The 20,191-nt window shown below is 43.4% G+C and carries 18 protein-coding genes and 2 pseudogenes; 11 read left to right on the top strand and 9 right to left on the bottom strand.

What is annotated here, in order from left to right:
* Positions 1–104: 104 nt before the first annotated feature.
* Complete coding sequence (locus myaer_RS06365) at positions 105–299, bottom strand: hypothetical protein (protein WP_002738625.1); 195 nt, start codon at positions 297–299, stop codon at positions 105–107.
* Positions 300–535: 236 nt separating this feature from the next.
* Between myaer_RS06365 and myaer_RS06360 the strand changes: the two genes are divergently transcribed.
* From myaer_RS06360 to myaer_RS06350, 3 genes are read left to right on the top strand one after another with little or no spacing between them, the layout of a single operon-like run.
* Positions 536–1,111: a hypothetical protein gene (locus tag myaer_RS06360; protein ID WP_046661450.1), complete on the top strand. Its 576-nt coding sequence runs from the start codon at positions 536–538 to the stop codon at positions 1,109–1,111.
* 1 nt (position 1,112) lies between these two features.
* Positions 1,113–2,792 carry a glycosyltransferase family 39 protein gene (locus myaer_RS06355; RefSeq protein ID WP_046661449.1) on the top strand — a complete coding sequence of 560 codons (1,680 nt, stop codon included), beginning with the start codon at positions 1,113–1,115 and terminating at the stop codon, positions 2,790–2,792.
* Between the two features lie 11 nt (positions 2,793–2,803).
* Positions 2,804–3,013 (top strand): hypothetical protein, encoded by a 210-nt coding sequence (locus myaer_RS06350; RefSeq protein WP_046661448.1) that lies wholly within the window; start codon positions 2,804–2,806, stop codon positions 3,011–3,013.
* 104 nt (positions 3,014–3,117) lie between these two features.
* Here myaer_RS06350 and myaer_RS06345 read toward each other — a convergent pair whose 3' ends face one another.
* The 5 genes from myaer_RS06345 to rpmH all read right to left on the bottom strand — a co-directional run bounded on the left by myaer_RS06345 (position 3,118) and on the right by rpmH (position 5,757).
* A complete protein-coding gene (locus tag myaer_RS06345) occupies positions 3,118–3,612 on the bottom strand; it encodes a protein jag (protein WP_046661447.1) in 495 nt (164 codons plus the stop codon).
* Complete coding sequence (gene yidC / locus myaer_RS06340) at positions 3,612–4,760, bottom strand: membrane protein insertase YidC (protein ID WP_046661446.1); 1,149 nt, start codon at positions 4,758–4,760, stop codon at positions 3,612–3,614. The genes myaer_RS06345 and yidC overlap by 1 nt, the downstream gene beginning before the upstream one ends.
* A gap of 85 nt (positions 4,761–4,845) precedes the next feature.
* Positions 4,846–5,241: a PH domain-containing protein gene (locus myaer_RS06335; protein ID WP_002784373.1), complete on the bottom strand. Its 396-nt coding sequence runs from the start codon at positions 5,239–5,241 to the stop codon at positions 4,846–4,848.
* Entirely contained in the window at positions 5,231–5,593 is a 363-nt protein-coding gene (rnpA, locus tag myaer_RS06330; protein WP_002763101.1) for a ribonuclease P protein component, read from the bottom strand. Before rnpA ends, myaer_RS06335 begins: the two co-directional genes overlap by 11 nt.
* 26 nt (positions 5,594–5,619) lie before the next feature.
* Positions 5,620–5,757 carry a 50S ribosomal protein L34 gene (gene rpmH, locus myaer_RS06325; protein WP_002739276.1) on the bottom strand — a complete coding sequence of 46 codons (138 nt, stop codon included), beginning with the start codon at positions 5,755–5,757 and terminating at the stop codon, positions 5,620–5,622.
* A gap of 90 nt (positions 5,758–5,847) precedes the next feature.
* Between rpmH and myaer_RS06320 the strand changes: the two genes are divergently transcribed.
* Entirely contained in the window at positions 5,848–7,812 is a 1,965-nt protein-coding gene (locus myaer_RS06320; RefSeq protein WP_046661445.1) for an amylo-alpha-1,6-glucosidase, read from the top strand.
* Positions 7,813–7,902: 90 nt separating this feature from the next.
* Positions 7,903–8,562 (top strand): HAD-IA family hydrolase, encoded by a 660-nt coding sequence (locus tag myaer_RS06315; RefSeq protein WP_046661444.1) that lies wholly within the window; start codon positions 7,903–7,905, stop codon positions 8,560–8,562.
* Positions 8,563–8,741: 179 nt separating this feature from the next.
* Here myaer_RS06315 and grpE read toward each other — a convergent pair whose 3' ends face one another.
* Positions 8,742–9,464 (bottom strand): nucleotide exchange factor GrpE, encoded by a 723-nt coding sequence (gene grpE / locus myaer_RS06310; RefSeq protein WP_046661443.1) that lies wholly within the window; start codon positions 9,462–9,464, stop codon positions 8,742–8,744.
* Between the two features lie 240 nt (positions 9,465–9,704).
* Here grpE and myaer_RS06305 point away from each other — a divergent pair.
* Positions 9,705–10,295 (top strand): annotated as a pseudogene (locus myaer_RS06305) (type II/IV secretion system protein); the annotation flags it as partial.
* A gap of 20 nt (positions 10,296–10,315) precedes the next feature.
* On the opposite strand, the gene myaer_RS06300 reads toward myaer_RS06305, so the two are convergent.
* A protein-coding gene (locus tag myaer_RS06300) for an IS1 family transposase (RefSeq protein ID WP_103672714.1) occupies positions 10,316–11,010 on the bottom strand; the annotation gives its coding sequence in 2 pieces (ribosomal slippage) (positions 10,316–10,668 and positions 10,668–11,010; 696 coding nt in all).
* Between the two features lie 41 nt (positions 11,011–11,051).
* Here myaer_RS06300 and myaer_RS06295 point away from each other — a divergent pair.
* The 3 genes and pseudogenes from myaer_RS06295 to myaer_RS06285 form a co-directional block, all read left to right on the top strand.
* Positions 11,052–12,482 (top strand): annotated as a pseudogene (locus tag myaer_RS06295) (GspE/PulE family protein); the annotation flags it as partial.
* Between the two features lie 121 nt (positions 12,483–12,603).
* Positions 12,604–13,710 carry a type IV pilus twitching motility protein PilT gene (locus tag myaer_RS06290; protein WP_046661441.1) on the top strand — a complete coding sequence of 369 codons (1,107 nt, stop codon included), beginning with the start codon at positions 12,604–12,606 and terminating at the stop codon, positions 13,708–13,710.
* A gap of 120 nt (positions 13,711–13,830) precedes the next feature.
* Positions 13,831–15,045 carry a type II secretion system F family protein gene (locus tag myaer_RS06285; RefSeq protein ID WP_046661440.1) on the top strand — a complete coding sequence of 405 codons (1,215 nt, stop codon included), beginning with the start codon at positions 13,831–13,833 and terminating at the stop codon, positions 15,043–15,045.
* A gap of 135 nt (positions 15,046–15,180) precedes the next feature.
* Here myaer_RS06285 and myaer_RS06280 read toward each other — a convergent pair whose 3' ends face one another.
* Complete coding sequence (locus myaer_RS06280; protein WP_046661439.1) at positions 15,181–17,751, bottom strand: TIGR03960 family B12-binding radical SAM protein; 2,571 nt, start codon at positions 17,749–17,751, stop codon at positions 15,181–15,183.
* Between the two features lie 219 nt (positions 17,752–17,970).
* Here myaer_RS06280 and myaer_RS06275 point away from each other — a divergent pair, with 219 nt between their 5' ends.
* A complete protein-coding gene (locus myaer_RS06275) occupies positions 17,971–18,753 on the top strand; it encodes an ABC transporter ATP-binding protein (protein ID WP_046661438.1) in 783 nt (260 codons plus the stop codon).
* Positions 18,754–18,799: 46 nt separating this feature from the next.
* The gene (locus myaer_RS06270) at positions 18,800–20,134 is read left to right on the top strand and encodes an MlaD family protein (protein WP_046661437.1); all 1,335 of its coding nucleotides are present in this window, start codon (positions 18,800–18,802) and stop codon (positions 20,132–20,134) included.
* Positions 20,135–20,191: the final 57 nt, after the last annotated feature.

Here is a 20,191-nt window from a genome sequence, read left to right as displayed (position 1 = left end):
GTATTCAGGAGATTATTTTTATTTATTCTCCCCAGTTCATAATTCATAATTCATAATTTATAATTACTCACACCTTTTAAACAGGATTGAGAATCAGAGGCAAATTAACGCATATTATTGACCGCACCGCTAACCAAACCAGCGCTAACATAGCGACCATAACCATCAAGACGGTTTTGTTGAGCGATTCGAGAGGGATTATTGACGAGATCGGCAACTCCCACACCCATCATCACCACGGAGATAACTGCGATTAAGTAGTTACGGACAAAAGTTGGATTTTGGTGGCTGACTAACATGGTTGTTACCTCTCTTTCCTGTCGATAACCTTAGAATACGAGAGGGTTTGGGGTGATGTCAGTCCCATAATTCTGGGTGACAGAAGTGGAAAAAAGTGGAATCCACAGACAAGCTATGATTTTTTGTCGATTAGAATCGGTAGATAGGGAATCGGGAACAGGAAAAGGGCAATATTCGTCATTAATCTGGTTAAATAATCAGTAAATTGCCTAAAAACTGACATATTCTCCAGAATATGACCCTAGAAACAGCGATTATGACCATAAAATTTTTCTGGCCCTTAGTTTTAGGATTATCTATTGTTATTATTGACAATGGGCAATATTTGAGAGCAGAAACGGTAACTTTGAGCGCCAGTCAACGCCAACAACTGCGATCGCTAGATGCTAAGATTATTTTACCTAACTATATCCCTCCTGGATTTCGGGCCAGCGAGATTAAAATCCTCGCAGAAGAGAGGAAAGGATACGCAGTCCTCTTTGAAAATGCCGAGAATAGCTGTTTTTTGGTGGAAGGAATCGAAAACGCCAGGGGCGATGATGGTTTAGAATTAGAGGGAACCCTAGCGCTCAATTCCCCACTATTTGGAGAAGGATACTGGCTTAATTATGGTACACCCAAAGACTCGGAATTAAGGCAACAATTCCCCGAACCCGATTTATATTCCGATTGGATGAAAATGGGAGAATATTTTTATCGTCTCAGTGGGGCATTAATTGCTCGGGAGGAGTATGATTATCCTAATTGCCGTCAAGATATTTCCCCATCGGAAGCAGTTAAAATAATCGAATCTTTTGGAGATAACAATTAAATTGAATTTATCTACAGTCATTTCTGCTCTACAACAAAGAAGCAAGGAGCGGTTATCTTGGTCTGATTTTTGCTGGTTAGGATTAGTAATAATTTTGGGACTGGTTATTAGGTTAACACAATTAACTAGCAAACCTCCCTGGACGGATGAATTTGCCACTATGGTTTTTAGTGTTGGCAATAATTACCAGATAGTGCCGTTAAATCAAATAATTTCCCTCACCACTTTATTAGCACCTCTCCAGAGCAACCATCAGGCAACTATTGCCGATGTAATTAAGTTAGTTATTCAGGAGGATAATCATCCACCTTTATATTTTATTCTCGCCTATCTCTGGAATAAATTATTCTTTGATCGGGGAGAATATGTATCTTTAGAAGGAATGCGATTGCTGGCAGTATTTTGGGGAGTTATTTCGATTCCTTTAATTTATTTTATCAGCAAATTGGTCTTTAAATCTGGCTCGATCGCTTTTCTTGCGGCGATTTTAATGGCGGTTTCTCCCTATGGGGTTTTTATTTCCCAAGAAGCGCGCCATTATACTTTAGCGGTTGTATTTGTCCTCATATCTTTAGGCTGTTTTCTGAGGGCAAGTGGCAAAATTATCCACCGTCAGAGAATATCCCCTACTTTGGTTTTTTTCTGGTTAATTGTCAACTGTATCGGGTTATTAGTCCACTATTTTTTTAGTTTAACTATCCTAGCGGAAGCGATAACTTTATTATTGATTTTATCGAATCAAATCAAACAAAAAAACTTTTGGATAACTAATTGGTGGCGTTTAAGTTTAGTTTTTTTAGGTAACTTGAGCTTTATTATTATTTGGTTTATCACGTTTGTACCCAAAGATTATGGCAATCAGATGACTGGTTGGATTCAGAGAGACAATGATAGTTTTTTAGCAGTAATTAGCCCCTTTTTTCAATTGCTGGGAACATTAATTACTATGCTTTCTCTGCTCCCCGTTGAATCAGAATCTTTAATAATTATCTTGATTTCTGGGGCAATAATGATCGTTTTTTTTCTCTGGATTATCCCACAATTAAAAACAGCGTGGCTAGACTCCTATAAACCAGAATTAGGCATTCTCTCGGCATTTTTTCTCAGTTCAATTGCTATTTTCTTTGTCATCACTTATCTGCTTTCGGTCGATATTACCCGGGGAGCTAGATATAGTTTTGTTTACTTTCCCTCGGTAATTTTAATTCTAGCAATTTTATTAGATAATTGTTGGCAAAGGCAGCAGCAAAAAATCGTAATTATTGTAATTATTATGGCTTTATTTAGTTCCCTAAGTGTTACTTTTAATTTAGGCTATCGTAAGTATTATCGGCCAGATAAATTAGTTACCACTATCGAAAATAATAGCCGTTATCCGTTAGTAATTGCCACCAGCTATAGGAGTTTGGTGCAGGTGGGAGAAATGATGGGGATTGCTTGGGAATTTAACCAAAGATTTCCCGATAAAAACCCTAAGTTTATCTTAGTTAACTCAGGACAAAAGCCAAATTTTAATCTGTCATCTTCTGCCCATTTTGAATTATGGTTAATTAATTTCCATTCTTCAATAGATTTATCGGACTGTCAACTCTCAGAGTTATCCTCCAATTATGTAACAGGTTATCAATATCAAAAGTTTCTCTGTGGGCGATCGATGGATTATAATAATAAAGTTAAGTAGGGCTATTAACTATGATTATTTGGGTAAATGAACAGATTGATCCCTGTGGTTTAGTACAAGCTTGTATTGCCTGTCAAGACGAACAAGCGGCAAAAGATTGTCATCAAAGTTGGTTAACCAGTCTTACGGACGAACAAAAAGAAGCGGGATGGGTGGCAGTTTTAAGAACCGTAGAATCTTGGGATGATGTACCAGTAAATGCTCTGAAGTTAAGTTATTAAATCTCCTGCAACAATCAAAAATCTTCCGTTAGGTGAAGAAACTCCGAGACAGGAAATATCTGGCTAAAATAAAAAAGAGGGCAGGTTTACCCCACCCTTTGATCCTACTTTAAACGAATCACTAATCTGCGATCGGGTTCCACGCCGCGACTTTCCGTGGTTAAATCGTTTTCTTCCTGAAAAAAGGCATGAATTTGGCGACGTTCCGCCGAAGATAGGGCTTTTAATTCTATTTCCTGTCCTGTTTGCCGCACTTGCGTCGCCGCTTGATTCACCCAGTCGAAAAGTTCTGCCTGTCTTTGTTGACGATAGCCATTGATTTCGACAATATAGAACTGATGTTCTGCCGACTCGACACCAATATTCAGAATCGTATTAGCTAGGGATTGAATCGCATCCAGTCCCTCACCCTTGTTAGCGAGGAGGAGTTCCACTTGTTGGGGACTCAATTGACTGCTATCAATAATTAACCAACAGGAGGAAGGTCCAGTTCCCAATTCCTGCACACCAATCTGGACATCTGCGGGCATGGCCATCAACTTTAGCAGTTTTTCCAGCCATTGTTTAGCTTTCTCGCTATTTTGCTCCCATATACTCATTACGATGTTTTTTCCTTTTTCTTGCTAGAACGTTTTTCAAAGGGGAGAGCATCGCGGGATTTTTCCGTTTTTTCCTGTTCCGCTACCAATTTTTGCAGGTTTTCTGGTAACGGTTCCCGCATCAAAATCACCGTTTGAATAGTTTGGAAGATGTTCGCGGTTAGGATATACATCAATACCCCCGCCGGTAAGGGGAAAAACAGGAACATCATACTAAAAATTATCGGGGTGATTTTATTCACCGTTTGCTGTTGTTGGGCTGCTCCCCCCGAAGGCGCACCGGCGCCGGATAACTCTTGGTTAACATAGATACTAATACCGAAAGCGATCACCATCGCCAAGATATCCCAGTGAATTTCACCATCCGGACCGGTGGCCCCAATTCTTCCCAGGGCCTCAATAAAGAGAAAACCCGTATTAGCGGCAATCCCCGGCACGATAACCTTAATACTGGCATCTCCGGGGGCTAAAGCGACGATGGAACCGTCTTCATTAACTTGCACCAGTTCTTGACCTTTAACTACCTCGTAGGTGGGTTTTAGGTTATTTTCCGGTACTTCCGTGGCTAATTGGCCCAAAGACTTGCCCTGGTCGTTTTGCAGGTCGATTTTTACCTGTTCTCCCGGGGCGATTTTATTGCCTTGGGGTAAAAAAGCGGTAATGGGATAGTGGAGAGACTCGTCAATATAGACGTTTTGGGGTTTGGTGCCATAGGGTTGGCGCTGGACGAGGGCGATTTGTTCGCTCGGCAGCACCTGTAAATCGACGGTATAGTTAATATCCGAGAAGGGGGAACCCCGCAGCGTCGCAAATAAAGCCAAAAGAATCGGCATTTGTAATAACAGGGGTAAACAACCGGCTAGGGGATTGCCCAACTCCTGCATTAATTTGCCCATTTCCTCCTGTTGTTTTTGCGGGTCGTTTTTGTAGCGTTGTTGAATTTCTGCCTGTCTTTCCTTCATTAAGGGTTGAGTGATTCGCATTTTTCTCATATTGCGAATCTGGCCGGCACTGAGGGGAAAGACGGCAAATCTCACCACCAGCGTTAAAGCAATGATGGCGAAACCGTAACTATGCACAATCCGAAAGAAAAAATCTAGGATTGGCAACATGATATTTGTGGAAATAAATCCGACTCCAAAATCCATGGGTTTAATCTATGTCTTCTCGTTTAATGGGGGTTCACTTGTAACAAATCTAATTTATCGAATCTCGGCGATCGATTATTTTGTTTTATTGACTTATGATCGATTCTAGGGGACGACCGGTTTTATCGGCGACTCTTTCGGCAATATAGTCATGAATTTCTCGGAATTTCGGCATCGCGCGCATTTCTAAACGACTTCTATCCTTGAGAGTTACGACAATATCCCCCCAAACACCAATTCCTCTCGGCATTTTTGCCACTTTTGCCACTTCTGAATAGATAATATCTGTGCGATCGCGTCCCATCCAACCCCCGGTGATCGAAATCCGCCGATCGGTTATCTTATATCTTAACCAGATTGCCCGTACCACTGCCCCAACGGTTAAAGGCAAACAAATCACCGTAAATCCTAGCAGGATATTGATGATTAGGTCGCCGATGTGCGGACCGCCTTCATAAAAAGTTTCTTCTTTAATGCCCATGAATTATATTCGCCTTCACTAACAACTGCTTTAATTCTCGCAAAAAATGTTCATAATTGCACTCGATCGCTCCTGGACGGATAATGATTATCCCTCGCCATCCTGCCGCTATTTCTGGCAATAACTGCCGAATTACCGCTCGTATTTGCCTTTTTAGTCGATTACGAACCACCGCTTTTTTACTAACTTTCTTGCTAATCGAGATACCAAAACGACTGGGGCCGGGGGCATCTGGGCAAGAATCCTCTAAACTAATTAAGGTTAAGTGGGAACCGTGATAACGCTTCCCTGTTCCATAGACAGCTTGAAAATCCTGTCGATGTTTTAAGCGATGAATTTGGGGTAGTCCCACGAAAATTAGTCGGTTCCCAGAATAACCTAAACACTTAAACGATAGCGCCCTCTTTTCCGACGAGCTTTAATGACTTTACGTCCGTTGACGCTACGCATTCTCGCTCTAAATCCGGAAGTGCGCTTTTGTTTGCGCGTGGTTCCTTCTAAAGTACGTTTACTCACTGCTGATTTTCCTCCTTAAGATAGAGTTACTCTATAGATATAAAGACACAATTTTCAATTATAACAAAATTACTAGGAATTGGGAAGCTCATGGTCAAGCTCCGTTTCGGTCGAGATATCTGTAATTGTCTCCCGGTGGCTGAAAAGCGGGAATGGTTAGTCACTAATGGTATTGGGGGTTTTGCTGCGGGAACTGTGGCCGGATTGCTAACTCGCTGTTATCATGGCCTCTTGATCGCTGCTTTGGCTCCACCGACGCAAAGAACGCTTCTTGTGACTAAAATCGATGAATCGGTACAATATAACCAGAAAATTTATCATCTGGCCAGCAATCGCTGGTTAGGTGCTACGATCGAACCGCAAGGCTATATTAATATCGAAAGTTTTCATCTGGAAGGCACAATTCCCGTCTGGACTTTTACCTGTGGGGATGCCTTACTAGAAAAGCGTATCTGGATGGAACAGGGAGAAAATACCACCTATACTCACTATACCTACCTTCGCGGCAATTCTCCCCTAACTCTCAATCTGACTGCTTTTGTCAATTATCGTGATTTTCACGGCAATACCCAGAGTTTTAACTGGCAAATGGATATTAGTCCTCTAGAAAAAGGAGTCAGAGTGATTGCATATAACCATGCTGTACCTTTTTATCTATTAATCAGTCAGGGACAGGTTTTTCCCGCTCATATCTGGTATTATCGCTTTGATTTGGCCGTGGAACGTTATCGTGGTTTAATCGATCGGGAAAATCATCTCCATGGGGCTAGTTTTTCGGCTACTCTCAAAGTAGGAGAATCGGTGACAATTGCCGCTAGTACCCGTCCCGATCCGAATTTAGACGGTCAATCTTCTCTAGAGTCTCGCTATCGCTACGAAAATAGTCTGATTAATCCCCAGCAGCCCGAATGGATTCAACAACTTACCCTCGCTGCCGACCAGTTTATCGTTAGTCGTCCTCTCCGGGATCAACCGGACGGCAAAACGATCATCGCGGGTTATCCTTGGTTTGGTGATTGGGGTCGCGATACGATGATCTCCCTAAGAGGATTAACTTTGACTACAGGCCGACCTGCGATCGCACGTCAGATTTTACTAACTTTTTCCCGTTATCTAGACCGGGGTTTATTGCCCAATTTACTGCCCGATGGCGGAGAAATGCCCGAATATAACGCTGTCGATGCTATTCTTTGGTATTTTGAAGCCATTCGTTGCTATTTTAACCAAAGCCAAGATTTTGAGTTTCTCAGAACTATTTATCCCGCTTTAACGGAAGTGATCGCTTGGTTTCGTCGCGGTACTCGCTACAATATTCACCTAGATGACGATGGTTTGATCTATGCCGGCGAAGCGGGAGTACAATTGACTTGGATGGATGCCAAAGTTGATGATCTGGTGATTACTCCCCGCATCGGCAAACCCGTAGAAATTAATGCCCTTTGGTTCAATGCCCTAAAAATAATGGTTCAATTTGCCCATTATTTGGGCATGGATGCCACTGATTACGAAAAAATGAGAAAAATGACCTTAAAAGGGTTTTCTCGCTTCTGGGATGATTCTCTGGGGTATTGTTACGATGTTTTAGATACGGACAAGGGCAATGATGCCAGTTTACGACCGAATCAACTTTTTGCCGTGTCTTTGTCGGTGGAGGAGTTATTAAATTCCCCACAGAAAAAGGCCATTGTCGATATTTGTACTGTAAAATTGTTGACTTCTCGCGGTTTGCGATCGCTAACTGCCGATCATCCTGATTACCGTGGCGTTTACAGTGGCGATCGCTTAAAAAGAGATAGTGCTTACCATCAGGGGACAGTCTGGGGATGGTTATTAGGGGCATTTATCGAGGCCCATCTGAAAGTCTATCGCGATCCCATCCTAGCTGAGAGTTTTTTAACACCGATGATCGATCATATTTGGGATAGCTGTATCGGTAATTTAAGCGAAATTTTCGATGGTAATGCCCCTTTTACCCCTAGGGGAGCTTTTGCCCAAGCATGGACGGTGGCAGAGGCATTAAGGGTTTGGCAAGCGATCCGAGAATTTCGGCCATAATCCTTTAAAATGAGCAATTGTTAGGTGTGTTAGGCCCCCTAAAGGGCCGACCCTAAAAACCTCAGTTCGACGGTTATAGACAAAACTCTCATGCAGAAACCGCAAGTTATTTTTCTCGATGCTGTGGGGACCATTTTTGGAGTAAAAGGCAGTGTCGGAGCAATTTATAGTCAAATAGCGGCGGATTTTGGGGTAGAGGTGGCGGCCGATAGTCTAGAACAGTCTTTCTCGGCTATTTTCCCCACTTCTCCCCCCCTAGCTTTTCCTGACGTTGAACCGGCACAAATTCCTGAGTTAGAGTATCGCTGGTGGCGATCGCTGACTGGGGCAGTTTTTAATGATTTAGGTTATCTGGAAAGATTTCCCGATTTTGAGGCTTTTTTTGGCGAACTTTACCATCATTTTGCCACGGCCGAGCCTTGGGTCCTGTACGAGGATGTCATTCCCGCTTTAAGACTCTGGCAGATTCAGGGGATCGAGTTGGGCATTATTTCTAATTTTGATAGTCGTATCTACCAAGTTTTGGCCGAATTAGGCTTAGAATATTTTTTTCGATCGATCACGATTTCTTCCCATGCAGGAGCAGCTAAACCCGATGCTGAAATTTTTCAAATCGCCCTGCAAAAACATGATTGTTCCCCCGCACAAGCTTGGCATATTGGCGATAGTAAAAAAGAAGATTACCAAGGAGCAAAAGCCTTGGGTATAGAAGCATTTTTAATTAAAAGAGCCAGAGGGTTAGCTGAATAAATCTAAAAACCTTGTGGGATCAGATCTTTGGCTCTTATGGGTAAAACCCCACACCCCACACCAAGAATAAATAGGTTAAGAGAGAAAAAGTCTTTCAGTGGGGATAGGTGATAGGGAGGGAATACAGACCCTACTGGCTAATACCTAACCCTCAAACCAGTTTAATCCCCATCGGGATTTTAGACCGATTCCTGGGATGGAATGGAAGTGGCTTCGGACTGATCAGCATTAGGGTCTGTCTCTTTGGGGGCGGCCACTTTTACCAAAGCATGACGCAAAACCTGTTCTCCGAGAGTGTATCCCCGTACTAACTGCTCCACCACTGTGCCTTCGGGATGTTCATCGGTGTACTCCCGCATCATCGCTTCGTGGTAGCTAGGATCAAAGGGTTGACCTTCCGGACGCATGGGGGAAACGCCCAAACGCTTGAGACTGTCCACTAAGGTTTTATAGACCCCTTGGTAGCTTTTGTGAATACCCATCTCGCCATCATTAGCCGGTTTAATTTGAGTACGGGCGCGCTCAAAATTATCCACCACACCAAGAATTTCCATCAGGGTTTTGCCCTTGATTTTTGTTTCCAGTTCCTCTTTTTCCTTGGCTGTGCGTTTGCGAAAATTGTCGAACTCGGCTGCTAGACTGATATAGCGTTTCTTATAGGCATCAACCTGTTGGGTTTGCTCCTCTAACTGCTGCTTGAGAGTGTCGATTTCCTCTTGTAGAAAATCGATAGTCATTCCGTCTAGAAGGGAAAATTCCTCGCTAGAGGCGGCCTTGTCCGTCACCGTTTTGGCTTCATCGGTGACACTGGCTTCTGATTCGTTGGCAAGAGATTCAGGGGAATTAGAAGAGGATTCTTGGTTTTCGTCGAAAATTGCTGAGGTATTTGGTTCTGCACTCATGGTATAGGATTTTAGTGGGGAATTTGGCAATATATGACCATTTAATGCTGATTTTGGTCTTTAAGTACCAGCTAATAATCAAGGCTTAACCCTTAATGTAACATTTTGTGGACAAGATCCGTAACTAGATATAAGCAGCCCCGATAAATAATCAGTGATCGAGAAAAATTTTTGCTATAATGCAATTTTATCAGTAAAATTGGCAAGATTAAAGGGTAGTGGAGAGGTTAGGAATCGTCTATGACATTTTCTGCCAAGAAAACCCGTGCCGTTGCCCTACGCAATTACTTTTCCCCCTTTGGTAACAAGTTGGTGCAGTCGGGCTATATCGGTGCCGAGGAAATGCAACAGGCCCTGGTGGAAACACGGAAATCGGGACGATCGCTAGTAGAAATATTACAAAAACTAACCGGGCGACCTTTGCCCCCGGATTTACAGCGACAGTATAAGAAAAACCAGTTATTTGAACTAAAAATTCTCTACGGAGTCGAATCGCTCGACCCCGAATTGAGCGATGTGGATGGACTAGAAATAGCCAGATTGATCGATTCTTTGATTCCGATCGATCTTTGTCGTCGCTATCGTCTCATCCCCCTGCGTCGAATCGAAGGAGAGCCGGCTTCAATTTTGATAGCCATGGTCGATCCCGACAACCTAGAGGCTACGGACGATATTAATCGTATCCTCCGCCCCAGGGAGTTAGGTTTACAGCGTTTAGTGATTACCGGCGAAGATTACGAAAGATTACTGGAAAAATTCCACTGGGCCCAACCGGAACTAGAAAAGGAAAAAGCCAGACTCGAAAAAGAAAAAGAACTGGAAAAACTGGCGTTGCTGAATTAAGCTATGAATCAGTAAGGAATAGGCACTTCTTGAAACTTCAGATAATGAATTAATAAACGAATAGAGTATCCTAACATTTCTGTAGACTTAGAATAGCAGAGTGTTTTGCGATGCAATCGGGCTAGATAATGTCTTAAACGTGTGTTCTCACCCTCTACTCTGGTCATATAAGTCTTACTAATTATATGGTCGCCCTCTGCTATAAAACATGGATAAACTGACCATCCATCACTCACATAAAAATAGCATCCCCAAGACTTAACTAATTCCCATAATGGGCGAAACGTTTCGCTACTATGGTCTCCGATTACCCAACCTAAAATTCCTTTTTTAAAGTGGTCAACGGCTGTCCACACCCAGATTTTGTTTTTTTTGAGCCAACAAAGGTTTCCAATTCATCCAGTTCCCCTACTTCAGGAATTGTTTCTGGGTCATAGGCGACTGGCAATAATTCTCCCACAGATTTTACCCAATTAATTACGGTCGTATGATGAACTCCCTTTAGCCTTTCTATTCCTCTAAATCCCATCCCATTAACATAGGCAGTTAGGCATTCTCGCTTCGTTTTTTCGTCATAGCCTTTCTGTTTTTCATAGTTATTAATAAATTGACGGCCACAGGTTACACAAATATGATTTTGTTTACCTTGTTTATTGATGCCATTTTTACGGATATGGGTAGATTTACATTCAGGGCATTGCATTTTGATTTCCTCCATTCATATCTCTATTATGCAACGCCGAAAAACTCTCGGATCTCACCGATATTGTCGCCAGTATTGAGGTGGTCTCTGGTGCTGACGATGAAGTGGCCGATGATCTCGGAGAAGGAGACGCTAATCAAGCCCCCGTCATCAACCTGGTCAATAAAATACTAGCTAAAGCTCTACAGGAAGGGACTTCCGATATTCACATCGAACCCCAAGAAGAATTCCTGAAAATTCGCTTTCGCAAAGATGGAGTTCTTCATCAAGCTTTTGATCCACTGCCGAAAAGAATTACCCCAGCGGTTACAGCCCGTTTTAAAATCATGGCCGATCTCGATATCGCTGAACGTCGTCTTCCCCAAGATGGTAAAATTCGGCGGATTTATCAAGGGCGGAAAGTGGATTTTCGGGTTAATACCCTGCCCAGTCGCTACGGGGAAAAAGTCTGTTTACGGATTCTCGATAACTCCTCTACCCAGTTGGGTTTAGATAAACTAATCACCGATCAAAAGACCCTGCAAATTGTCCGAGACTTGGCCAGTCGTCCCTTTGGTCTGTTGCTGGTGACAGGCCCGACCGGTTCGGGGAAATCCACCACTTTATACTCGGTATTAGCGGAAAGAAATCACCCCGGAGTTAATATCAGTACCGCCGAAGATCCGATCGAATATTCTCTACCAGGCATCACCCAGGTGCAGGTAATTCGCGAAAAAGGCATGGATTTCGCCTCGATTCTGCGGGCATTCATGCGACAAGATCCGGATGTGATTCTGGTGGGAGAAACTAGGGACAAGGAAACAGCTAAAACAGCGATCGAGGCCGCCTTAACCGGTCACTTGGTCTTAACTACCCTACACACCAACGATGCCGCAGGTGCGATCGCTCGTCTCGATGAGATGGGGGTTGAAACGTTTATGATTTCTGGTTCTCTGTTGGGAGTTTTGGCCCAGCGTCTGATGCGGCGCGTCTGTACCGAGTGTCGAGTCGCCTATCACCCCACCCAAGAGGAATTGGCCCGTTTTGGTCTTTCCGCCGCCAATGAACAGGAAGTGACCTTTTATAAGGCTAATACCCTGACCATAGAGGAAATTCAACAGGCGCGAAGAGAGGGCAATCTCTGCGTCAAGTGCAACGGCAGCGGTTATAAAGGTCGCATCGGTGTCTATGAGGTAATGCAGAATAGTGAACGACTACAGCAATTAATTAACCAAGGGGCAACCACCGATCGCATTAAGGAGGCGGCCGTCGATGAGGGCATGGTGACACTCCTAGCCTACAGTTTAAATCTGGTGCGCGAGGGTTACACCACCCTCGAAGAAGTGGAACGGGTGACATTTAGCGATTCTGGTCTGGAAGCGGAATTAAAAGCTAAACGGAAAAGCGGTTTAATCTGTAGTGGTTGTCGCGCCGAACTAAAACCAGAATGGCTCGATTGTCCCTATTGTATGAGACCGCGATTTAGTGGTTAAGACAGTTTTTCAGTGATCAGTGAGCGGGGAATTCCGGAACCGGCAAAAGTATTATGAATTTGTCTCCTGACGACTGGCTCCTTTTCAGTTTTTACTTTATACGATAGATGGAGTTTAACTTATGGACTTAATGATCGAAGATTTAATGGAACAATTGGTCGAGATGGGCGGTTCCGATATGCACATTCAGTCCAGGGCGCCGGTCTATTTCCGCATTAGTGGCAAACTCACCCCGATTAATGAAGAATCTTTAACCCCGCAAGATTGTCAGAAATTGATTTTTAGTATGCTCAATAATAGTCAAATAAAAGAGTTAGAGCAGAATTGGGAATTAGACTGTTCCTACGGGGTGAAAGGATTAGCAAGATTTAGGATCAATGTTTATAAAGAAAGGGGAGCCTATGCAGCTTGTTTACGCGCTTTGTCCTCCAACATTCCTAACTTTGAACAATTAAATTTACCAGAAGTAGTCCGAGAATTATCGGAAAGACCGAGGGGATTAATTCTCGTAACCGGACCAACAGGGTCAGGTAAAACTACCACTTTAGCATCAATTTTGGACTTAATTAATCGGACTAGGTCTGAACACATTTTAACTGTAGAAGACCCAATTGAATATGTTTTTCCTAATATAAAAAGCCTGTTTCACCAACGACAAAAAGGAGAAGATACCAAGAGTTTTGCTAACGCATTAAAAGCAGCTTTACGCGAAGATCCTGATATTATCCTTGTGGGAGAAATGCGGGATTTAGAAACAATTAGTTTGGCAATTACGGCGGCGGAAACCGGTCACTTAGTCTTCGGAACTCTGCACACTAGCTCGGCAGCGGGAACAGTCGATCGGATCATTGACGTTTTCCCCCCTAACCAACAGTCACAAATTCGCTCCATGTTATCCAATTCTTTACTAGCAGTTTTTAGTCAAACCCTAGTCAAGAAAAAAAATCCTAAACCAGGGGAATTTGGCCGGGCAATGGTACAGGAAATCATGGTGGTAACTCCAGCGATCGCTAACCTAATTCGCGAAGGAAAAGCCCCCCAAGTCTACTCAGCAATTCAAACGGGAATGAAGCTAGGAATGCAAACTATGGAACAGGGATTAGCTAATTTAGTTTTTAGCGGTGTTATATCCTTTGAAGAGGCAATTTCTAAAAGTGGTAAACCCGATGAATTACAACGTCTTGTCGCTGGGGCCAGTGCTAACGCCAAAACTAAAGCCCGGATTTAATAACAAATCCTGTGTAAAAGGGATAGGAGAGTGGGAAGTGAGAAGTTTTTTGCTGTAAACAGTGAACTGATAACTGATAACTAATAACTAATAACTAATAACTGATAACTGATTTGTCCTATGCCTAATTTTGTCGCACAAGTTAAAAGCAGCTCTGGAAAAGTTTTCCAAGAGAAAGTTGAAGCTATGTCTCCCGATCATGCCCGAATGATGCTGAAGGCGAAATATGCTGCCGTCGGTAAAGTCAAAAAAGCGGGAGGAGAGATCGATCTTTCTGGTTTAGAGTTGATGTTTGCCAAGATTTCCATCAAAGATAAAGCGGTTTTTTCCCGTCAATTTTCGGTAATGATTAATGCTGGGGTGCCGATTGTGAGATGTTTGGGAGTTTTGGGGGATCAATGCGGTAATCCCAAGATGAGAAAAGCACTACAAGCGATTGGTGCCGACGTACAGCAAGGGAGTCCGTTATCGCAAGCGATGGCCAAACATACAGAATGTTTTGATGAACTTTATGTCAGTATGATCGAAGCTGGAGAGACGGGGGGGGTACTCGATGAAGTGCTGCTCCGTCTCTCGAAACTTTTGGAAGATATGGCCCGCTTGAAAAACCAGATTAAATCAGCGATGACCTATCCGGTAGCGGTGGGAATTTTAGCGGTAATTGTGTTTTTCGGGATGACGATCTTTTTAATTCCCGTGTTTGCGAAAATTTTCACCGATTTGAAGGTGCCACTACCAGCTTTAACGCAATTTATGCTCTTTTTAAGTAGTCTGATGCGTAGTTGGTTGATTTTAATTCCGATTGTCACCATTACTGCCACAGTTTTTTTACTGCGTCGCTATTACAAAACCCCGATTGGTCGTCTGCAAATTGACCAGTTTTTCCTTAAAATGCCTCTTTTTGGTGATTTGAATGAAAAATCGGCTGTGGCTAGATTTTGCCGGGTTTTTGGGACTCTGACGCGTTCTGGTGTCCCGATTTTGAGTTCCCTTGATATCGTTTGTAATACGGTGGGTAATCAGGTAATTGCCAATGCGATCATCGGTGCCAAGGAGGAAATTCAGCAGGGGGGAATGATGAGTTTAGCCATACAAAAAGCCAATGTTTTTCCAGCTTTGGCCATTCAAATGATTAGTATTGGTGAGGAAACGGGAGAATTAGATGCCATGATGATGAAAGTGGCCGATTTCTACGAAGATGAGGTAGAACAGGCTGTTAAAGCTTTAACCAGTATCATTGAACCCTTGATGATGGTCGGTATTGCCGGGATAGTGGGAACTATTCTTCTGTCCATGTACTTGCCCATGTTTAAAATCTTCGAGGCGTTAGGATAAGTTGAGACTAAACCCTATTTAAAAGGCATAGGAGAGCGGGGAGCAGGGAGAAACAATCCATAACTGGGTTTCTAGGCTTGAATTGGCAGTTAATCACACTATTAAAAACGGATTTGGCATGACGGTTGACAATGGTTAAGTCCCTAAAATCAAGCGCTGACGATGGCAATTAAGCAGCGAAATTTCCTGCCCGGAGACCCTTTCTAACATCTCGACGATATGATCAGGCTGTAGTAAAGTGCCATCATTGCGACAACTGCCCACATAGCACAAAACGGCTTGTTTGTCAACAGTTTTTAACTCTAATTCATATAATTGTTCTCGCAGATTAATCGTGACTTTTTTGCCAGATTTGGTGGTTTTTTCTCGTTCCATCACCGTTGCTTGCTTAATTGCCTCGAGCCAATTTTGCCACTGTTGGCTATCAATTCCCTCACTATTAAAAGTGAGCAAATACTCGGCTTTTTCCAACAAACGGGTGGCAGCGGGGGCATTTAAGGGAATTTCTTCCACCTGATAAACCGGCAAATCTGCGGGTAATTGCCCGCTTAACTGCTGTTTAAAAGTCTCTAAATCGATTACTTTTGTCAATTCAAAATCGACAATCTCACCGCTACTGGTTGCTCCCAAGGATAAAGCATTAGCGATCGAAATGCGCGGACCGGGGTGAAATCCACCGGTAAAGGAAATAGGAATAGCAGCCCGACGGACGACGCGATCAAATAAACGCACCAGATCCAAGTGGCTAACTAGGGCTATTTCGCCAATTTTGCCAAACCAAACCCGAATTCTTTGGGCGCGTTCTTGATTGGGTTGAAAATGTCCAGCAAAAGCGGGAATCGGGGGCGCTTCAATGACGATATTATGACCAAAATCGACGCTACAAACGCCACAATGGGAACAACCCTCAAAAGAACAATCGGGGACCGTTGCCGCGTCTAGGGCGCGTTTTAAGTCCTCCTCTAGCCATTTTTTATCGATACCGGTATCCAGATGATCCCAGGGCAAAGGACGCTCTAAAATATCTTTGTCTGCATCGGCAAAAATATTCCATTCTCCCTGTTCTACCTGACGATATTTCCAAGTTAAACCGGATTCTTCGATCGCCTGTGACCATGCTTGATAGGCTTTTTCTGTATTATCCCACCAAGCATCCATCCCGGCTCCCAATTGCCAAGCGCGCAGCACCACTTTCCCTAAACTTCTGTCACCGCGACCGATAAAATCTTCCATAGCCGAGATACGGACATCGGTATAATTGACTTTTACCCCTCTCATGCCTTGAAATTCCTGTCTTAATAACTCCTGTTTGCGGATAAATTCGGCCGTGGAGACGGAATGCCACTGGAAGGGGGTATGGGGTTTAGGGGTAAAATTGGAGATAGTTAGGGTAAAATCGAGGGGTTTCCGCTTCGGTAAACGACATTCCCGACGCAACCAGCGCACCGTTTCCACGATACCAATCACATCCACATCGGTTTCCCCCGGCAAACCGATCATAAAATAGAGTTTGACCTTATCCCAACCCTGTTCGACAGCAGTTTTTATCCCTCTGAGTAATTCTTCGTTGGTTAACCCTTTGTTAATTACATCGCGCATTCGTTGGGTTCCCGCTTCCGGTGCAAAGGTTAAACCCGATTGACGATTGCCCCCAATTATGTTAGCAATATTTTCGTCAAAGCGATCGACTCTTTGACTGGGTAAGGATAGAGATATATTCTCATTCTGGAGACGGTTTTTAATCTCCATACCCACGGCAGGTAAAGCTAGATAATCGGAGCAACTGAGAGATAATAAAGAAAATTCGTTATATCCTGTCGCTCGCATTCCTTTTTCAATCGATTCGATTACTGCTTCCGGTTGCACATCCCGCGCGGGACGGGTTAACATCCCCGGTTGACAAAAACGACATCCCCGAGTGCAACCGCGACGAATTTCCACCACCAGGCGATCGTGAACCGTTTCCACGAAGGGAACTAAACCGATAGAATAGGCTGGGATAGGAGTAGCTACCCGGCGTAAAATTCTTTTCGGTACATCGTCACGATTGGGGATAACTGCACCGATTGGGGTGACATCGTAGAAACGGGGGACATATACCCCCGGAATTTGGGCTAAATCTAGTAATAGTTCTTCTTTGCTTAGATTAGCTAGTTTACCTTCTTCTAAAATTAAACCGATTTCTGGCAATAATTCTTCGCCATCACCAAGGGCGATAAAATCAAAAAAGTCGGCATAGGGTTCGGGGTTAGAGGTGGCAGTTTGTCCCCCGGCAAAAATTAGCGGATAGTTACCCGCATCTCTTTCTCTCCAAGTCAAGGGAATTGCCGCTAGGTCGAGCATTTCTAAAATATTGGTTGCTCCTAGCTCGTAACTAAGACTAAAACCGAGAATATCAAAATCGGTGAGGTAACGACGGGATTCTAGGGCAAATAGGGGGGTTTTTGTCTGTTTGAGTTTTTGGGCTAAATCCGGTGCGGGTAGATAAGTGCGATCGCAGAGTTGGCGGGGTTGAGCATTGAGGATATTGTAGAGGATAATATGACCGAGGTTAGATGCCCCCACTTCGTACACTTCCGGATAGGTTAACACCCAACGAACCACAGCACTTGCCCATTCTTTATGTTTAGCGCCTAACTCGTTGCCCAAATAACGCGCTGGTCGAAAAATGTCGGGGGTGAGCAGTTGGTCTAAAGCAATAGTCACGGCAATCTACCTCAGATATCGTCAGCAATGGGTGCTTTTCTACTATAGCAGCCAGAATCGAGTCAGTTATCAGTTATCAGTTATCAGTTATCAGTTATCAGTTATCAGTTATCAGTTATCAGAGTTCAGTTCACTGATTACTGTTTACTGTTCACTGAAAATACTTCCCACTTCCCCATCTCCCTAAAATTCCCGAGGTTATAAGATAATTAAGCGACGATGAAAGAACCGTTAATTGAATTGAGAGGAGTATCGAAAAGATTCGGGGATAATGTTATTCTCGACGGATTAGATTTAACCATTTATCGAGGGGAGGCCCTGGTAATTATCGGGCCGTCGGGAACGGGAAAATCGACGGTTTTACGGTTAATTGCGGGATTAACGGGGATAAATGCTGGAGAAATTCGTATTAAAGGTCAATTGCGTCAGGGATTGCTAGAAGATGGTCGGGAAGCGATGCGAACTTCCTTAGTTTTTCAACAAACGGCCCTATTTGATTCTCTCACCGTCGGGGAAAATGTCGGTTTTTATCTCTATGAACAAACTAAGTTAAAAAAAGCCAGAATTAGGGAATTAGTGGAAAAAAGCCTGGAAATGGTCGGGTTACAGGGAATTAGTAACCTTTATCCTTCGGAACTATCGGGGGGAATGCGTAAACGGGTGGCTTTTGCCCGCGCTATTATCACTAATCCCGATAATCCGGCCGATAATCCCGAATTACTGCTGTATGATGAACCTACCGCCGGATTAGACCCGATAGCTTCCACAATCATCGAGGATCTAGTGCGGACTCTCCATGAAAAATCGGGGTCTGCGAACACTTATGTAATGGTTTCTCACCAACAAAGTACCATCCGACGCACCGCCGATCGAGTAGTATTTCTCTATCAGGGAAAAGTGCAATGGCAGGGAGTAGTGGCAGATATCGATCGTACCGATCATCCCATGATCCGGCAATTTTTTAGCGCCAGCATTGAAGGCCCGATTAGGACAATCGTTTAAGCTAGATTAAGCTAAATTAAGAACTATCGAGAATGAGAGAAAAATCATGCAGAGTTCGCGAGCTTTACGGGAAGGAAGACTAGGTTTGTTTGCTCTAGGCGGATTATTGGTCTTTGGGGCGCTCGCTATCTGGGTTCGCGGGGGGGGATTTGGTCAGAAAACCTATCAATTAATCTTCGAGTTTGCCGACGTGGAAGGGTTACAAGTCGGGGCGCCGGTACGTTTTCGTGGGGTGAGAGTGGGAAGAATTACGAGTTTTATCCCGGGGAGTAATCAAGTGGAGGTTATTGCCGAGATCTCTTCTGCTACTTTAGTTATGCCTAGGAAGGTAACTGTTGCTACCAATCTTTCCGGATTAATTGGGGAGGCAGCCATCGATATCACTCCCTTAGTTTCTTTAAGTGCTGAGGCCAAAAATCTCGACCCTCTGGGTCCCGACTGTGATCAACAGTTAATTCTCTGTAATAATACTCGTTTACAGGGGACAACAGGAACACAATTAATGTCTAGTGTTGGTCGTTTAGTGGATACTTTTACCAGTCCTGAATTTGTGGGCAATCTCAATGATGTCACCAAAAATACCGCTATAGCGGCCAAAAAAATCGCCCGTTTATCCGATGATACCTCCCAGACTATCCGTAATGCCCAAAGAGAAATCTCTCGTCTATCTTTGGAATTAGCGGCCACCAGTCGCTCGGTCACTAATACGGCTAATAATGCCTCCCGTTTTGTCAATACTTTAGATAATACCGTTCAGGAAAACCGCAGTCAAATCAGCAGAACTTTTCAACAATCCTCCCAATTAGTCGCTAATCTTAATGCTGTTCTCAGCGAAAATCGGGGACAAATTGTTAATACTCTCGATAATATTAATCAAGCTAGTTTAGGTATTGGTAGTCTCGCTAATAATCTCAATAATACCGCCCTGAGGTTGAATGCTGGTTTAGATGAAATTGATACTAAACAAGTCATGCAAAATATCGAGACTATTTTGAATAATGCGGTGGAAACATCAAATAATTTACGAGAAATCACTAAAACTATTAACGATCCTGCTACAATAGTCCTGCTGCAAAAAACTCTCGAATCCGCTAGGGTGACTTTTGAAAATACTCAAAAAATCACCTCGGATATTGATGAGTTAATCGGTGATCCCCAATTTCGCGAGAATTTAAGACGTTTAATTGATGGCTTAAGTAATCTGCTTTCTTCTGGGGAACAATTAGAATATAATTTGCGTATCGCTCAAACTTTAGATACCATGACTCAAGAGTTAGCTAAACAAAAAGTTTTGACCATCTCTCGACCTCCTTTAAATCCCAAGCAAATGCAACTCTATCCCCAATTTATCGTTCAACAACCTCCTGGGAGTGAAAAATGACAAAACAGCACAATTCAAGCTATTTGCAGTGAACAGTAATCGCTGAACTAAAAAATC

Source organism: Microcystis aeruginosa NIES-2549, assembly GCF_000981785.2.
Taxonomy (GTDB): Bacteria; Cyanobacteriota; Cyanobacteriia; order Cyanobacteriales; family Microcystaceae; genus Microcystis; species Microcystis aeruginosa_C.
This window is presented reverse-complemented; position numbering and strand designations above follow the sequence as displayed.

What these genes read in the sequence shown, in the direction of transcription:
- myaer_RS06335 (WP_002784373.1), bottom strand. Translation starts at nt 5,241, where the DNA reads ATGGGCATTAAAGAAGAAACTTTTTATGAAGGCGGTCCGCACATCGGC.
- myaer_RS06275 (WP_046661438.1), top strand. Translation starts at nt 17,971, where the DNA reads ATGAAAGAACCGTTAATTGAATTGAGAGGAGTATCGAAAAGATTCGGG.
- grpE (WP_046661443.1), bottom strand. Translation starts at nt 9,464, where the DNA reads ATGAGTGCAGAACCAAATACCTCAGCAATTTTCGACGAAAACCAAGAA.
- myaer_RS06350 (WP_046661448.1), top strand. Translation starts at nt 2,804, where the DNA reads ATGATTATTTGGGTAAATGAACAGATTGATCCCTGTGGTTTAGTACAA.
- myaer_RS06285 (WP_046661440.1), top strand. Translation starts at nt 13,831, where the DNA reads ATGCCTAATTTTGTCGCACAAGTTAAAAGCAGCTCTGGAAAAGTTTTC.
- yidC (WP_046661446.1), bottom strand. Translation starts at nt 4,760, where the DNA reads ATGGATTTTGGAGTCGGATTTATTTCCACAAATATCATGTTGCCAATC.
- myaer_RS06320 (WP_046661445.1), top strand. Translation starts at nt 5,848, where the DNA reads ATGGTCAAGCTCCGTTTCGGTCGAGATATCTGTAATTGTCTCCCGGTG.
- myaer_RS06290 (WP_046661441.1), top strand. Translation starts at nt 12,604, where the DNA reads ATGGACTTAATGATCGAAGATTTAATGGAACAATTGGTCGAGATGGGC.
- myaer_RS06345 (WP_046661447.1), bottom strand. Translation starts at nt 3,612, where the DNA reads ATGAGTATATGGGAGCAAAATAGCGAGAAAGCTAAACAATGGCTGGAA.
- myaer_RS06360 (WP_046661450.1), top strand. Translation starts at nt 536, where the DNA reads ATGACCCTAGAAACAGCGATTATGACCATAAAATTTTTCTGGCCCTTA.
- myaer_RS06365 (WP_002738625.1), bottom strand. Translation starts at nt 299, where the DNA reads ATGTTAGTCAGCCACCAAAATCCAACTTTTGTCCGTAACTACTTAATC.
- myaer_RS06315 (WP_046661444.1), top strand. Translation starts at nt 7,903, where the DNA reads ATGCAGAAACCGCAAGTTATTTTTCTCGATGCTGTGGGGACCATTTTT.
- myaer_RS06270 (WP_046661437.1), top strand. Translation starts at nt 18,800, where the DNA reads ATGCAGAGTTCGCGAGCTTTACGGGAAGGAAGACTAGGTTTGTTTGCT.